This is a genomic window from Nocardioides silvaticus (assembly GCF_003160695.1).
GTDB lineage: Bacteria > Actinomycetota > Actinomycetes > Propionibacteriales > Nocardioidaceae > Nocardioides > Nocardioides silvaticus.
The window spans coordinates 91,944-107,308 of the sequence record NZ_QGDD01000007.1 but is presented as its reverse complement, the minus strand read 5'-3'; the positions used below and the strand labels follow the sequence as shown (position 1 = coordinate 107,308).

General features: G+C 72.1%; 14 protein-coding genes. 3 read left to right on the top strand and 11 right to left on the bottom strand.

Features of this window, described 5'->3' with window-relative positions:
• Positions 1–233 precede the first annotated feature (233 nt).
• Positions 234–1,424, top strand: a complete 1,191-nt coding sequence (locus DJ010_RS15490) for a lytic transglycosylase domain-containing protein (protein WP_245927603.1) — start codon at positions 234–236, stop codon at positions 1,422–1,424.
• A gap of 372 nt (positions 1,425–1,796) precedes the next feature.
• Here the strand turns inward: DJ010_RS15490 and hemB are convergent, their stop codons facing one another.
• The 11 genes from hemB to DJ010_RS15435 all read right to left on the bottom strand — a co-directional run bounded on the left by hemB (position 1,797) and on the right by DJ010_RS15435 (position 13,350).
• Entirely contained in the window at positions 1,797–2,786 is a 990-nt protein-coding gene (gene hemB, locus DJ010_RS15485) for a porphobilinogen synthase (RefSeq protein WP_109695669.1), read from the bottom strand.
• Positions 2,787–2,942: 156 nt separating this feature from the next.
• Positions 2,943–4,595 (bottom strand): bifunctional uroporphyrinogen-III C-methyltransferase/uroporphyrinogen-III synthase, encoded by a 1,653-nt coding sequence (locus DJ010_RS15480; RefSeq protein ID WP_109695367.1) that lies wholly within the window; start codon positions 4,593–4,595, stop codon positions 2,943–2,945.
• Positions 4,592–5,593 (bottom strand): hydroxymethylbilane synthase, encoded by a 1,002-nt coding sequence (hemC, locus tag DJ010_RS15475; protein ID WP_109695365.1) that lies wholly within the window; start codon positions 5,591–5,593, stop codon positions 4,592–4,594. Before hemC ends, DJ010_RS15480 begins: the two co-directional genes overlap by 4 nt.
• A 134-nt stretch (positions 5,594–5,727) precedes the next feature.
• Positions 5,728–7,038, bottom strand: a complete 1,311-nt coding sequence (locus DJ010_RS15470) for a glutamyl-tRNA reductase (protein ID WP_109695363.1) — start codon at positions 7,036–7,038, stop codon at positions 5,728–5,730.
• The gene (locus tag DJ010_RS15465) at positions 7,035–7,787 is read right to left on the bottom strand and encodes a redox-sensing transcriptional repressor Rex (RefSeq protein ID WP_109695361.1); all 753 of its coding nucleotides are present in this window, start codon (positions 7,785–7,787) and stop codon (positions 7,035–7,037) included. The genes DJ010_RS15470 and DJ010_RS15465 overlap by 4 nt, the downstream gene beginning before the upstream one ends.
• Positions 7,788–7,924: 137 nt before the next feature.
• Positions 7,925–8,350 carry a GtrA family protein gene (locus tag DJ010_RS15460; RefSeq protein ID WP_158283028.1) on the bottom strand — a complete coding sequence of 142 codons (426 nt, stop codon included), beginning with the start codon at positions 8,348–8,350 and terminating at the stop codon, positions 7,925–7,927.
• Positions 8,351–8,370: 20 nt separating this feature from the next.
• Positions 8,371–9,405, bottom strand: a complete 1,035-nt coding sequence (locus DJ010_RS15455) for a glycosyltransferase family 2 protein (protein ID WP_109695357.1) — start codon at positions 9,403–9,405, stop codon at positions 8,371–8,373.
• 32 nt (positions 9,406–9,437) lie between these two features.
• A complete protein-coding gene (locus DJ010_RS15450; RefSeq protein WP_109695355.1) occupies positions 9,438–10,970 on the bottom strand; it encodes a hypothetical protein in 1,533 nt (510 codons plus the stop codon).
• Positions 10,967–11,500, bottom strand: a complete 534-nt coding sequence (locus DJ010_RS22120) for a hypothetical protein (protein WP_158283027.1) — start codon at positions 11,498–11,500, stop codon at positions 10,967–10,969. The genes DJ010_RS15450 and DJ010_RS22120 overlap by 4 nt, the downstream gene beginning before the upstream one ends.
• Before the next feature lie 27 nt (positions 11,501–11,527).
• Complete coding sequence (locus DJ010_RS15440) at positions 11,528–11,770, bottom strand: glutaredoxin family protein (protein WP_109695352.1); 243 nt, start codon at positions 11,768–11,770, stop codon at positions 11,528–11,530.
• A 5-nt stretch (positions 11,771–11,775) separates the two neighbouring features.
• The gene (locus DJ010_RS15435; RefSeq protein ID WP_109695350.1) at positions 11,776–13,350 is read right to left on the bottom strand and encodes a class I adenylate-forming enzyme family protein; all 1,575 of its coding nucleotides are present in this window, start codon (positions 13,348–13,350) and stop codon (positions 11,776–11,778) included.
• 52 nt (positions 13,351–13,402) lie between these two features.
• Here DJ010_RS15435 and DJ010_RS15430 point away from each other — a divergent pair, with 52 nt between their 5' ends.
• On the top strand, positions 13,403–14,290 hold the full coding sequence (locus tag DJ010_RS15430) for an HAD family hydrolase (protein ID WP_211318819.1): 888 nt from the start codon (positions 13,403–13,405) through the stop codon (positions 14,288–14,290).
• Positions 14,291–14,444: 154 nt separating this feature from the next.
• Complete coding sequence (locus DJ010_RS15425) at positions 14,445–15,239, top strand: sigma-70 family RNA polymerase sigma factor (protein ID WP_109695348.1); 795 nt, start codon at positions 14,445–14,447, stop codon at positions 15,237–15,239.
• Positions 15,240–15,365 lie beyond the last annotated feature (126 nt).

Sequence of the window (15,365 nt, the reverse complement as noted above, 5' to 3'; positions counted from 1 at the left end):
GATCGGGCGCGAACCTTATGCCTCGGGGCCGCCCTGTGGTGTGCGCCACGCGAGTCCGGGGTATTTCCTAGGTGTGACACCCGTAACGCCAATGTGGGATCATTCGTTCAGCCTGTGTCGCACCCGTGGGAGCAGGCGCGACGCCACAGCGGACCCGTGACGAGGGAGAGGTCCGCGTGACCGAGGAGTGGGCCGCTCAGGCCGGGGAGAGAGTTCGAATGTCGAGGAAACGCTTGGGACGGCTCCAACGCGCCGCCACGATCGTTCCGCTCGCACTGCTGTCGGCCGCGTGGACGGCCAGCGTCGCGGGCATCGGCGGGGTTCCGCCCGTCGCCTCCGCGAGCCAGGAGCCCGACGGCTCCCTGCCGGACGGCACCAGCGTGCCGACCGAGGCGATCGACGCCCCCGCCAGCGTCTCGGACCCCGACGACCTCAGCTCCACCGGCAACACCCAGAACATCGTCGCCACCGCGTCGACCAACCAGATCCCCTCCGCGGCGCTCGCTGCCTACCAACGCGCCGAGGCCGTGATCAACAAGGCCGACAAGTCCTGCAACCTGACCTGGCAGCTGGTCGCGGCGATCGGCCGCGTCGAGTCCAACCACGGTCGGTTCGGCGGCAACTCCCTCGACGACGACGGCGTCGCCCAGCCGGGCATCTACGGCGTCGCGCTCAACGGCCGCAAGGGCACCAAGGCGATCAGCGACACCGACGCCGGCCAGTACGACAACGACACCCAGTGGGACCGCGCGATCGGCCCGATGCAGTTCATCCCGTCGACCTGGTCGATCGTGGGTGTCGACGCCGACGGTGACGCCAAGCGCAACCCGCAGGACATCGACGACTCCGCCCTCGCCACCGCGGTCTACCTCTGCTCCGGCAAGGACGACCTCTCCACGGTGATGGGCCAGCGCAACGCGGTCTACCGCTACAACCACAGCCAGTCGTACGTCGACCTGGTGCTCGAGATCATGGACGCCTACCTCGAGGGCGACTTCACCACGATCCCGAACAACACCACCGCCGCCGGCTACATCGTGCCGAAGGCCCCGGAGTACAACCCGGGCACCTACAACGGCACCCAGACCAACGACGGCAACGACGACACCGGCTTCCAGCCCGACGACGACTACACCCCGATCGACCCGGGCACCGACCCCGGCACCGACCCGGGCACCGACCCCGGCACCGACCCGGGCACCGACCCCGGCGGGAACCCCGGCAGCCTGCCGGACATCGACAACGGTGGTCCGATCGACAACACCGTCGACGCGGTCGAGGACACGGTCACCAACCTGCTGCACGGCGTGCTCGGCGCGCTGGCGAAGGAAGAGGTCCGGGCCGCCTGCAAGGCGGAGTTCCCCGGCCTGCTGCAGGTCGTGCAGTTCACCAACTGCGTCCTCTCCTACGGCCTCAAGCCGTGAGCAGCTGAACAACCCGCACGAGGGCCCCGGATCCACGGATCCGGGGCCCTCGTCGTTTTCGGACTGATCGCGGCACCGTTGCGGAGGTCCGGGGTTGCGACCGAAAGCTTGGGACGAGGAGGAGAGCGCCGGGTCGGCGCCGCCGTCGACGTGCGGTGCTGCCTTGCGTCACCAGACGACTCAAGATCGCACGCCAGGCCTTGGGTCGCGCTTCACCGGCACCCGGTGCCGGTGGAGCGCGCGTGAAGGGTGCGCGCCGCAGACCCGAGCGACAGGAAGGCGTCCGGCCGGCGGGGGTCTCGATACGCCCTCGCCTGGCGGCTCGGGCTACTCGACCACCGGAGGACGAGGGGTCTCGATACGCCGGAGGCGTCAGAGGAGCCCGGCCGCCTCGACGGCCCAGTAGGTGAGGATGACGTCCGCGCCGGCCCGGCGGATGGCGGTGAGGGTCTCGAGGATGGCGGGCTCGCGGTCGATCCAGCCGTGGGCGGCAGCCGCCTCGACCATGGCGTACTCGCCGCTGATGTTGTAGGCCGCGACGGGGATGCCGCGCAGCTCGGGGGCGTCGCGGACCTGGCGCAGCACGTCGAGGTAGGCCAGGGCCGGCTTGACCATCACGATGTCGGCGCCCTGCTCGACGTCGAGGACCGCCTCGCGGACGCCCTCGGCGCCGTTGCGGAAGTCCTGCTGGTAGGTGCGGCGATCGCCCTGCAGCGAGGAGTCGACGGCCTCGCGGAACGGACCGAAGAAGGCGGAGGCGTACTTCGCGCCGTAGGCCAGGATGCCGACGTCGGTGTGGCCGGCCCCGTCGAGCGCGGCACGGACGACGGCGACCTGGCCGTCCATCATCCCGCTCGGGCCGACCAGGTGGACCCCGGCGGCGGCATGGGCGAGCGCCATGTCGGCGTACGCCGCCAGCGTGGCGTCGTTGTCGACCCGGCCGGCCGCGTCGAGGACGCCGCAGTGGCCGTGGTCGGTGAACTCGTCGAGGCAGAGGTCGCTCATGACGACCACGGTGTCGCCGACCTCGTCGACGACGTCGCGGATCGCGACGTTGAGGATGCCTTCGGGGTCGGTCGCGCCCGACCCGACCGCGTCCTTGCTCTCCGGGATGCCGAAGAGCATCACCCCGCGGATCCCCGCCTCGGCCGCCTCGACGACGGCCTTCCGCAGCGTCTCGCGCGAGTGCTGCACCACACCCGGCATCGACGAGATCGGCGTGGGCTCGGTCGCCCCCTCGCGCACGAACAGCGGCAGCACCAGTTGCGACGGCCGCAGCGTCGTCTCGGCGACCAGGTCGCGCATCGCCGGCGTCGTCCGTAGCCGTCGCGGGCGGACGACGGGACGCTCGATCTCACTCATGCGGACCATCATCCCCGAATTCGCGCTCGAGGGAGCGAGCGCAGCGAGCGACCGATGCCGCGAGCCGACCCGGCGGATCCTCGCGCGGCGAGCGCAGCGAGCTCGGGCGAAGATGCGCCGTGTCGGCGAGCGAGCGAAACAGCCGTGACCAGACCCTCACTCAGCCTTGCGGCGCCGCCCGGAGGCCTTGCGGTCCGAGGGCTTGGTCACCGGCTCGCCGGCCTCGACCAGCGCCTGGCGGCGGGCCGCGCCGAAGTCGGCGAGGGCCTCGACGAGGACGTCGACGTCGGGCTTGGGCGCCATCACGTCGACGCGGAGGCCGTGCTCCTCGGCGGTCTTCGCGGTGGCGGGGCCGATGACCGCGATCACCGTCGACGGGTGCGGCTTGCCGGCGATGCCGACGAGGTTGCGCACGGTCGAGGAGGAGGTGAAGACGACGGCGTCGAACTTGCCGGTCTTGATCGCGTCGCGGGTCGGCGCCGGCGGCGGGGCCGCACGGACGGTGCGGTAGGCCGTGACGTCGTCGCACTCCCAGCCGAGGTCGATCAGGCCGGCGACGAGGTTCTCGGTGGCGATGTCGGCACGCGGCAGGAAGACCCGGTTGATGGGGTCGAGCTGCTCGTCGTACTCGGGCCAGTCCTCGAGCAGGCCGGCCGCGGACTGCTCGCCGGAGGGCACCAGGTCGGCGCGCAGGCCCCACGCGGCGATCGCCTGGGCGGTCTTGTCGCCGACCGCGGCGATCTTGAGGCCGCTGAAGGCGCGGGCGTCGAGGCCGTACTCCTCGAACTTCTCGCGGACCGCCTTGACCGCGTTGACCGAGGTGAACGCGATCCACTCGTAGCGGCCCTCGACGAGACCGCGGACGGCCTTGTCCATCTGCTGCGGGTTGCGCGGCGGCTCGACCGAGATGGTCGGGACCTCCTCGGGCACGCCGCCGTAGTGGCGCAGGCGGGTCGAGAGCGAGGCGCTCTGCTCCTTGGTGCGGGGCACCAGGACGCGCCAGCCGAACAGCGGCTTGGTCTCGAACCACGAGAGCGCGTCGCGCAGGTCGACCACCTTGCCGATCACGGTGATCGCGGGCGGGGCGATCCGTGCGGCGCGGGCGTCGGCGGCGATCCGGGCGAGGGTCGAGGTGACGGTCTGCTGCTCGGTGGTCGTGCCGACGCGGGTCATCGCGACCGGCGTCTCGGGCGAGCGTCCGGCGGCGATGAGCTCCTTGGCGATGTCGCCGATCTGGCCGACGGCCGAGAGCAGCACCAGGGTCGGGGTGTCGCAGTAGCGGGTCCAGTCGACGCGGTCGCCACAGGTGACGACGCTGACCTCGCGGTGGTCCTTGGTGGTGAGCGGGATGCCGGCGTACGCCGGGACCGCGCCGACCGAGGACACGCCAGGGACGATCTCGAAGCCCAAGCCGGCCTTGGCGACGGCCTGCGCCTCCTCGGGACCGGAGGCGTAGAGGAACGGGTCGCCGGCGAGCAGCCGGACGACGCGGAGTCCGCGCTTGGCCTGCTTGACGACCACCTTAGCGCGGGCGGCGTGGGTGAGCGGCTGCCCGTCCTCGCCGAAGCCGCCGTCGACGACCTCGGGGCCGGTCTCGGGCTCAAGCGCGTCGGCGCCGCGCACCGCCGCCACCAGCTCGAGGTGCTCGGGAGCCTCGGTGATGAGCACGTCGGCGTCCTCGATGAGCCGGAGCGCGCGGACGGTCAGCAGCTCGGGGTCACCGGGACCGGTGCCCACGAACGCCACACCGGCGGCGTGGTTCGGGGCGGTGGACTTGGCAGCCGTGGTGGCTGTCTTGGCTCGCGTCATGCGTTGTGCACCTCTGTCGATCCTGCGGTGGGGGCGGCGGGGCTGGATGTGGCTTCGGGAGCGGAGCGGAGCTGGTCGGCGCCCTCGTCGAGCAGCTCCTGCGCGAGCGAGGCGCCGAGGGCGGCGGCCGCGTCACGATCGGTGATGGTGGGGAGCGGGGTCGAGGCGGAGCGTCGTACGGCGAGCGTCCCGTCGTCCGACAGCACGGTCGCCCGCAGCCACAGCTCGGGGCCCTCCTCGCCCTCGACCACCTCGGCGAGCGCGCCGATCGGGGCGGAGCAGCCGCCCTCGAGGGTGGCGAGCGCGGTGCGCTCGGCGACGACGGCGGCGTGGGTCGCGGGGTCGTCGAGCGCGGCGAGCAGCTCGACCAACGGGTCGCCGGTGCGGGCCTCGACCGCCAGCGCACCCTGTCCGGGGGCGGGCAGCATCTGGAGCGGGTCGAGCACCTCGCTCACCTCGTCCAGTCGCCCGATCCGGGCCAGACCCGCTCGCGCCAGCACCACCGCGTCAACCTCTCCTGCCCGCACCTTGCCGATCCGGGTGTCGACGTTGCCACGGATGCCGACCACGTCCAAACCGAGGCCGAGGGCGTGCAGCTGGGCGGCGCGACGCGGCGAGCCGGTGCCGACCTTGCTGCCCACCGGGAGCTCGCCGAGGGTGAGCCCGTCGCGGGCGACGACGACGTCGCGGGGGTCCTCGCGGCCCGGCACGGCGGCCAGCGTGACGCCCTCCTGCGGGTAGGTCGGGAGGTCCTTGAGCGAGTGCACGGCGAGGTCGACCTCGCCGGCGAGCAGCGCGTCGCGGAGCGCGCTCACGAAGACGCCGGTCGTCGGCGACTGCGGCAGCGGCGTGCCGGCGGCCTGGCTGCGGTCGCCCTCGGTGGTGACCTCGACCAGCTCGGTGTCGACGCCGAGCCGGTCGCGCACCAGGGCGGCCACCTGCTCGGACTGGGTCGTGGCGAGGACGCTGCGGCGGGTGCCGATGCGCAGGGTGGTCAAACGCCCAGCGGCGCGCGCGTCAGCGCGGACCGCTGCGGGCGACGAGGTCGAGCAGGCGACGTCCGGACGAGCTTGCGAGTCCGGATGCGAGCCGTATCGAGACCCGGTGAGGTTCTCGGAAGCCTGTTCCGGGGTCACGGCGTCCCCTCCTCGGGCACGCCCATCGGGCGGGTCACGGCGTCGACGGCCTCGGGGTCGAGGGCGAACAGCTCGGCGAGCGCTGCGGCGTAGGACACCGCGCCCTGCTCGTTGGCGAGTTCCTTGACCCGGACGGTCGGCTCGTGGAGGAGCTTGTCGGCGACCCGGCGCACGGCATGGCGGATCTCGGCCCGCAGCTCGGGGTCCAGGTCGGGCAGCCGGCTGTCGAGCCGCGTCATCTCGGCGTCGACCACGGAGGTGGCCATCGAGCGCAGCGCGACGACGGTCGGGGTGACGCTCGCCTGGCGTCGGGCCGCGAGGAACGCGGTGACCTCCTCGCCCAGGATCCGGCGCACTTCGACGACCTCGGTGCCGCCGGCGCCGTCGTGGAGCCGCTCGGCGAGGTCGGCCAGGCCGACCAGGGTCACACCGGGCAGCTCGGCTGCGGCCGGCTCGACGTCGTGCGGCAGCGCCAGGTCGATGATCGCGAGCGGCCGGTCGGCGCCGGCGCGGGCACCCGCCAGCAGCTCGCTGCTGACCAGGGTGGTCGCCGAGCCGGTGCAGGTGATGAGGACGTCGGCCGCCGCCAGCTCCTCGGCCAGGCCGGGCATCGTGACCGCCACGGCGTCGTACTGCGCCGCCAGCCGCCGGGCCCGGTCCTCGGAACGGTTGACGACCGCGACCCGCCGGGCGCCCATCCGGGAGACGGTGGCGGTGGCCAGCCCGGCCATCGCACCGGCGCCGAGGACGACGACGTCGCGACCGCGGACGGCGTCCGTGCCGCCGTCGATCTGCTCGATGGCGGCCGACACCAGGGTCGGGGCGACCTGGTCGATCGCCGTCTCGGCGCGGGTGCGCTTGCCGACCCGGAGGGCCTGCTGGAAGAGCGTGTTGAGGGCGGGGCCGACGGTGCCGAGCTCCTGGCCGCGGCGCAGCGCCTCGCGGGTCTGGCCGAGGATCTGACCCTCGCCGAGCGCCATCGAGTCGAGGCCCGCTGCCACCTGGAAGAGGTGCGAGATCGCGCCGTCGTCGTAGTGCACGTAGAGGTGCGGCAGCATCGCCTCGGTGGTCTGGCCGGCCCGCTCGACGAGCAGCCGGGAGAGCGCCTCGACACTGCCGTGGAAGCGCTCGACCTCGGTGTAGATCTCGACCCGGTTGCAGGTCGCGATCACCGTGGCCTCGGCGACGTGCTCGCAGGCGGCCGCGTCGGCGACCAGCTTCTGCACGCCGTCGTCGTCGAGGGCGACCCGCTCGAGCAACGACACCGGCGCGGAGTTGTGGGAGATGCCGACCACGAGGACGCTCATGAGTCGCCTCCCACGGTCGCGACCTCGACCCCGTCGACGGCCACCCCGTCGACCCCGTCGACCCCGTCGACCCCGTCGACCTCGCCGCGCGCCTGCCCGTGGGCCTTGCGCTGCTCGTGGTAGGCGAGGATCTGCAGCTCGATCGACAGGTCGACCTTGCGCACGTCGACGCCCTCGGGCACGGAGATCACGGCGGGGGCGAAGTTGAGGATGCTGGTGACGCCGGCGGCGACCATCCGGTCGGCAACGTCCTGGGCGGCGGCCGCCGGGGTGGCGATGACGCCGATCGCGACGGCGTGCTCGCGGGCGATGGTCTCGAGATCGTCGAAGTGGCGTACGGCGACGCCGGCCACCATCTCGCCGGTGCGCTCGGCATCGGCGTCGAGCAGCGCGACGACCCGGAAGCCGCGGCTGCGGAAGCCGGAGTAGTTGGCGAGCGCGTGACCCAGGTTCCCGATGCCGACGATGACGACCGGCCAGTCCTGGGTGACGCCGATCTCGCGGGCGATCTGGTACCGCAGGTAGTCCACGTCGTAGCCGACCCCGCGGGTGCCGTAGCTGCCCAGGTAGGAGAGGTCCTTGCGGAGCTTGGCGCTGTTGACCCCCGCCGCGGTGGCGAGGTCCTCGCTCGAGCAGGTGCGGATGCCGCCCTCGGCGAGCGCCGTCAGCGCCCGGAGGTAGACGGGCAGGCGCGCGACCGTCGCCTCGGGAATGACCCGGGTCGTCTCGCTCGAACTCCGTGCGGTCACAGCTCTACTTTCCAGCCGCGCTCTCGGGGACCGCGGCCCGATCAATTTATGAGTTTGTGAACGCGAGAACAAATCGCGAACGGGAGTTCGGCTGTGGTCACCATCACCCCCCGGATCAACGCACCGGGGCGCCGCGGCTACTCCGGGTCGGCGTGCGTGAGCGGGTCCGCGTGGACGTGGGTGATGGGCCACACGACGAAGCGATAAGCAGCGAAGTTGAGCACCAGGCTGCACGCGATCGAGGCCAGCTTGGCCGCTGCCAACCGCAGGTCGGCGTCGGAGCCGTCGGCGACCTGCTCGAGCACGAACAGCCAGCCGTGGATGAGCAGCGGCTGGGCGACCCACATCACGGTGCCGGTGGTGACGACGAAGAGAGCGGCCTGACGCAGCGTCAGCCGCTCGGCGCGGAACGTGAACAGCCCGTTGACGACGAAGCTGAACACCATGCCGGCGCTGGAGGAGCAGAAGTTCGCGACGGTGATGCCGAGCCGGTCGTGGAGCAGCAGGAAGAGGGCCCAGTCGATGGCGGTGTTGCAGACGCCGACGCCGGCGAACCGCACCACCGTCCACGGGATGCGGCCGGTCAGGAGACCACCCCGGGGTCGGCCTGTCCCATGTCCCGGTGCCGCCGCGGGTGCGGCGGACCGCCGTCGCGGGCAACGAGGGAGAGGGAGTACAGCGGCCGGTCCTGGGCCTCGATGTAGACCCGGCCGAGGTAGGAGCCGATCACGCCCATCATGATCAGCTGGAGACCGCCCAGCAGGAACATGCCGACCCCGAGGAACGCCCAGCCGGGCACCGTCTGGTCGGGCTCGAAGATCCGCACGTAGAGCACGTAGAGCGCCAGCAGCACGCTGAGCAGCGAGATCGCGATGCCGAGCCGGCTGATCATCCGCAGCGGGGCGGTCGAGAACCCGAGGATGCCGTTGGCGGCGAAGCTGAGCATCTTGCGCAGCGGGTACCCGGTCTCGCCGGCGTACCGCTCGTCGCGGTCGAAGAGCAGCGCCTCCTGCCGGAAGCCGACGTGCGCGACGATGCCGCGGAGGAACCGCCCGTGCTCCCGGTAGCGGGACACCTCGGCGACGACGCGGGCGTCCATCAACCGGAAGTCGCCGACGTTGCGCGGGATCTCGATCGAGGCCAGCCGGTCGAGCGCCCAGTAGAAGACATAGGCCGTGCTCCGCTTGAAGACGCTGTCCTTGCGGCTGCGGCGTTGGCCGTAGACGACGTCGACGCCGGTCTCCCAGAGGCCGACCATCTCGATGCTGACGCGGGGCGGGTCCTGGAGGTCGGTGTCCATCACGATCACCGCGTCCGCCGTGCCGTCCTCGGCGACCAGGTCGAGGCCCGCCGTCACGGCGAGCTGGTGGCCGAAGTTGCGCGAGAGCGACAGCACGGTGACCCGGGGATCGGCGGTGCGCAGCTCGAGCAGCCGCTCGAGCGAGCTGTCACGGCTGCCGTCGTCGACGTAGACGAACTCGAAGTCGAGGTCGTCGCGCGCGGCGGTCGCCTCGGTGAGCGCGTCGTGGAAGACCGCGATGTTGTCCTGCTCGTTGTAGACCGGCAGGACGTAGGCGATCCGTCGCCGGGCGGGAGCAGCGTCGCCGGGATCGGGCATGCGGGGAACTCTAGATGAGCGGGGAGGACCGGTCAGATCGCCATCACGCCGACGACGAGCAGCGCGCCGACGAACACAGCGGACAGCGCCACCTGCAGGGGTTTGAGCCACCGGCTGAGCTGCGCGTCGGTGCCGTCGAGGTGCTCGCGGACCGGGGCGACGTGGCGTCGTCGTACGTAAAGCTCCCGAAGGAAGCCGGCTGCGGCGAGGATGAACAGCGGGCCGGCGGTGGTCCAGTAGCGCGACCCGGCGACGTGGACGAACGGCTGCACGAACAGCGCGAGCAGCGCCAGCTTGGTGAGCGTGTCGAGGATCTGCGCCTCGAGCGAGCGCAGCTGCACGAACAGCATCGACAGCAGGGTGAGCAGCAGGACCGGGATGAAGTAGGCGTAGGTCGCACCCCAGATCAGCTTCTGGGCGGCCATGCCCACCGGCCCCCTTCCCTCGGGCGGCGCGATGTAGCGGACGAAGTTGGCAGGGAGCAGGAAGTAGGAGCCGATGTTCCACCAGGTCTGGCGGGCGTAGTCGCGACGGTCGAGGTCGCGCAGCGCGTAGTCGGACATCTGCTTCTCGACCTCGACCTCGGACTCCCCCGTCGCCCGCGCGACCTCACGCGCGTAGCGCAGCGGCCGGAACCACAGGAAGCTGTCGGGGTCGCACTCGCCGAAGCAGACCTGCTCGCGGTCGCCGAACGTGTTGGCCAGCGAGATCGGCACCGTCGTGGTCGTGACGACCCTCGCCTCGAGCGACCTCGACGCGGCGATCGACCACGGGGCGAGAAGCATCAGGAACACCACGCCCGCGAGGCCGGCGGCGGCGAGGGCGCGCCACCGCGCGGCGCCGCGGAGCAGCACCAGCGCCGCCACCAGCGTCACCAGGCCGAGGGCCGCGAGGACGATCGACGTGCTCGACCGCAGGTAGAGGACGGCGATCGCGAGCAGGCCGAGCTGGAGGGCCTCCTTCCAGGCCGGCGGCTCGCCGGCGCGGAGCCGCCGCAGCATGTCGACCACGTGCGCGACCAGCACGACGAGCACGACGCCGCTGAGCGGGTCGCCGTAGGCGGTGAACGACATCAGCACCCAGCTCGGGAGCAGCGCAGGGAACGCGACGAGCAGCGTCGCGTAACCAGGACCGAGGCGTTTCTTGACGGAGCGGACGGCCCAGAGCAGGACCAGGAAGTTCGCGACGCCGAGGTAGGCGCGGCACAGCGGGTCGGCGGCGTCGGGGAGGACGACGAACAGCGGCGTCATCAGGATCGCCATGCCGGGCATGAACCACCCCGACGCGACGACGTTGCGCTCGAGCTCCGCGCCGTCCGGCGCGGTGAAGGCGAAGACGTCGCGCAGCAGGTTGGAGAGGGCGCGGGCGCCGTCGTAGTACTGCTGCTCGTCGTTGTAGGCCGGCGCGTGCATCGTCAGCGGGTAGATCAGCAGCTTGAGCACGACGTGGGCGACCAGCAGCCACACCAGCAGCACCTCGGGGCGGGGCAGCCGGGCCGCGACCCGGCCGACCCAGCCGAGCGGGCCGGTGGTCGCGAGGGGCGTGGTCGTGGTGGGTGCGCTCACTCGTCGTCCCACCGCTTCGTCGACCTCGGGTCGGCGCAGACCTCGGCGTCGCTCGCGAGCTCCGCGACCGGGAGGTCGAGCTCGAACGTCCCGCGGACCAGCGTGTCCTCCTCGAGTCCCGGCAGCTGCTCGACGGTCAGTCGCACCTCCTCTGCGGGGCCGGCGCCGGGCTGCCGCAGCACCGCGTCGTACGGCGCGGGTCGGTCGGACGCGACGTACCCGACGTCGGTGAAGTCCTCGACGATCGTCTCGAGCGCCGCGGCGTCGTCGACCTCGTCGTACTGGCCGACCAGGACGCGGCGCAGCTCTCCGTCGACGACGACGTCGCCGTCGCGTCGTACCTGGTAGGCGAGGTCGAGGGAAGCGCCGCCGGGCAGCGGGTAGCAGCCGGTGGCGAGCGCGTCGGGCGGGAGGTCCGGCCGGTAGTCCGCTGTGGGCTCCGCACGCCCGAACCGGTGGCTCAGCAGGAGCACGACGAGGACCACGACGATCCCCGCCAGCGCCCCCGTGCGCCGCGTCGTCCCAACCACAACCCCGACCCTAAGGGTCGCGGGACGTCAGGCCGTGAGGGCCCTCCGGAGGCGGGTCGCGTCGACCCGCCAGAAGTCGTGCTGCTTCCCGTCGACGAACGTCACCGGGATCTCCTCGCCGAACCGCTGCTGCAGCGCGGGGTCGTCGTCGATCGACACCTCGGCGTAGGTCTCGCCCAGCTCGGCGCAGACTGCCGCGACGATCGCGCGGGCGTCGTCGCAGAGGTGGCAACCGGGCCGGGAGTAGAGGGTGACGCGGGGCTCGGACATCGCCGCTACTCGATCAGACCGAGCGCGCGCCGTCGCTCCTGGCCGCGCAGCCGGCCCTTCTGGACCTTGCCGGTGACCGAGTGCGGGAGCTCGTCGACGACCTCGAGCCGGGTCGGCTGCTTGAACCGGGCCAGCCGGTCGGCGCACCACGCGGTGACGGCGGCTGCGAGCGCGTCCCGGTCCGCCCCCGCGTCGGCAGGTACGACGAACGCGACGACCGTCTCTCCGGTCACCACGTCGTCGGCGCCGATGACCGCGACCTCGCGAACGCCGGGAACGTCGCAGATCACCGACTCGACCTCGGTCGGGTAGACGTTGAACCCCGAGACGATCACCAGGTCCTTGACCCGGTCGACCAGGTGCAGGTCGCCGGCGGCGTCGAGGACACCGACGTCGCCGGTGGGCCACCAGCCGTCCTCGTCGGGGCCGTCCACCCCGTCGGGCCAGTAGCCGCTGAACAGGTTGGCCCCGCGGATCTCGATCTCGCCGGGGTCGCTCAGGTCGGCACCGGTCAGCTGCACCCGGTCGTCGTCGACGAGCCGCAGCTCGATGCCGTCGAGCGGCGAGCCGACCGAGCCGGGCTCGGAGCCCTCGGACCGCAGCGTGGTGGTGACGACCGGCGCCGCCTCCGTGAGGCCGTAGCCCTGGTGGACCGGCACGCCGGTGCGAGCGGTGAACTCGTCGATGACCTCCGCGGACAGCGGGGCCGACCCGGAGAGCACCAGCCGGACCGGGCCGAGCCGCTCCTCGAGCGCGTCGACGCCGCGCCAGTGGGCGAAGACCGGCGGCGCGACCGGCACCACGCTGCACGCCTCGTCCTCGATCAGGTCGAGGGTGCCCTCGGGGTCGAACCGCTCCGCGAGCACGAGCTTGGCCCGGTGGCGCAGCACCCCGCCCAGCACGGCGTTGAGCCCGTAGACGTGGAAGAGCGGCAGCACGCCGAGCACGACGTCGTCGCTGTGGATCATCGGCGGCTCGACGGTGGCGACCTGCTCCAGGTTCGCGACGAGGGCGCGGTGGGTGAGCATCACCGCGCGCGGTCGGCCGGAGGTGCCACTGGTGTAGAGCAGCACCGCGAGCGCCTCGGGGTCGCGCAGCGGCAGCGGGTCGCGCGGTTCGGCGGTCCGGAGGTCGTCGTACGACTGCTCGTCGGGCGCGGGCTCGCCACCGACGAGGACCACCCGCAACGGGCGGTCGTCGTCCTGGCGGACCTCGGCGACCGCGGCGCGGACGGGGCCGATCGTGTCGGGGTCGGCGACGACGAGCCGGGACCCGGAGTCGGCCAGCATCCGGGCCAGCTCGTTGGGGGTCGAGCCGGGGTTCACGGGGACCGCGACGGCCTGCGCCCGCAGCACCCCGAGGTAGGTCGTCACGAACTCGAGCCGGTTGCCGAGGGCCAGGAGCACCCGGTGCCCGGCGACGATGCCGGCCGGGCCGAGACCGCTCGCGACCCGGCTCACCTCGACGTCGAGCTCGGACCACGTCATCCCGCGGCCGCCGGCCTCGACCACGGCGAGCCGATCGCCTGCCTCGGCTGCAGCGGTTCCCACGAGAGCAGCCACGTCGGCGACGACAGACATGGCCGCGATAGTACGCGGGATGACCGGCCCTGGCGGCCGTTAGTCTCTAGCCATGCCCGCGCCCTCCGAACGCGCCAAGCGGCTGAACCTGAAGCAGCGCTCGAAGCTGGCCGGCGAGGCGGCGGCGTCCGCGGCCGAGGTCGAGTCGGCGCTGGCGACACCGGCCGACGCCCGCGCAGCCGCCTTCTTCGACGTGGACAACACCGTCATGCAGGGCGCCAGCATCTTCCACCTGGCCCGCGGCCTCTACCGCCGCAAGTTTTTCACGACCCGCGACCTCCTCGGTGCCGCCTACAAGCAGGCGTACTTCCGCTTCGTCGGCGTCGAGGATCCCGAGCACGTCGCCGAGGCCCGCAACTCGGCGCTGGCGTTCATCGCCGGCCACACCGTGGCCGAGCTCGAGGAGGTCGGGGAGGAGATCTTCGACGAGGCGATGGCGCACCGGATCTGGCCCGGCACCCGGGCGCTCGCGCAGCTGCACCTCGACGAGGGGCAGCGGGTCTGGCTGGTCACCGCAGCACCGATCGAGATCGCCCGGCTGATCGCGAAGCGGCTGGGCCTCACCGGCGCCCTCGGCACCGTCGCCGAGCACGTCGACGGCGTCTACACGGGCAGGCTCGTCGGCGACATGCTGCACGGCCCGGCGAAGGCGGAGGCGATCTTGGCCCTCGCCGAGCGGGAGGGCCTCGACCTGACCCGGTGCTCGGCGTACTCCGACTCCTCCAACGACCTGCCGATGCTGAGCCTGGTCGGCGACCCCTGCGCCATCAATCCCGATCCCAAGCTGCGCGCCCACGCCCGGGAGCACGGCTGGCGGATCCGCGACTACCGCACCGGTCGCAAGGCGGCCCGGGCCGGGCTCGTGGTCGGCTCCGCGGCCACCGGGGCGGCCCTCGCGAGCGTCGTCGTGCGCCGTCAGGTGCGCCGTCACCTCGGTTGACCGCCCTTCAATTCTGCCGATTTCCGGCGGAGCTCCCGCGGAAATCGTGTAATCAGATGTGATCCAAGGGGTCCACGGTGACCGTTGCGGTTTCACAAGCGGCCAATCGGCCCTAAGATCGGTGACCGGGGCGTCAACCTGGGAGGGAAATCCAGTGAGCCTGGAGACAGACATCACGCGCGGCCTCGCGGCCTTGCGCGCTGCTGTCGCCTCCGCGCTGCTCCCTCCCTCAGCCCCCGACCTCGCCGTCGCCGGCGGCGCGGCGCCGGTTCCGGCCGGCCGGCCCTCCGCGCTCGGCTGGCTGCTCAGCGAGGCCGACACCGGCTACGACGCCGAGGCCGGCTCCGGCTCCGGGTACGGCGACGCCCGGCTGGCCGCGTCCTCGGAGGACTCCCCCGAGGAGCGTGAGCGGCTGATCGGCCTGGTCGAGCTGGCCCGCGGCGGCGACGCCGACGCGTTCGGCCTCCTCTACGACCACTACCAGCCCTCGGTCTACCGGTTCCTCTACTACCGCACCCGTTCGATCGTCGTGGCCGAGGACCTCACCTCGGAGACGTTCTTCCGGGCGCTGCGCAACATGTCCTCGTTCCGCTGGCAGGGCAAGGACTTCGGCGCCTGGCTGATGACGATCGCCCGCAACCTCGCGACCGACCACTTCAAGGCCGGCCGCACCCGCCTCGAGATGACCACCGAGGACATGGGCCAGCACGACGACACCACCGAGGGTCCCGAGAACGCGGTGCTCGCGAGCCTGACCAACGAGATCCTGCTCGAAGCGCTGACCGACCTGCCGAACGAGCAGAAGGACTGCCTGGTCATGCGGTTCCTCCAGGGGATGAGCATCGCCGAGACGGCACAGGTGCTCGGCCGGAGCGAGGGCGCCATCAAGCAGCTCCAGCTCCGCGGGGTCCGCAACCTGGCCAAGCTGATGCCGGAGGGCCTGCGATGACGGCCCTGCGCCACCTAGTCCCGACGGGCCATGCCGTCCTAGTCCACCCGGATTACGCACGTCACATCCGATCAGGCGTAACCAACGCTCCGGCGCGGTCGTTGGCCGGTTGGAGACTTTCGAACG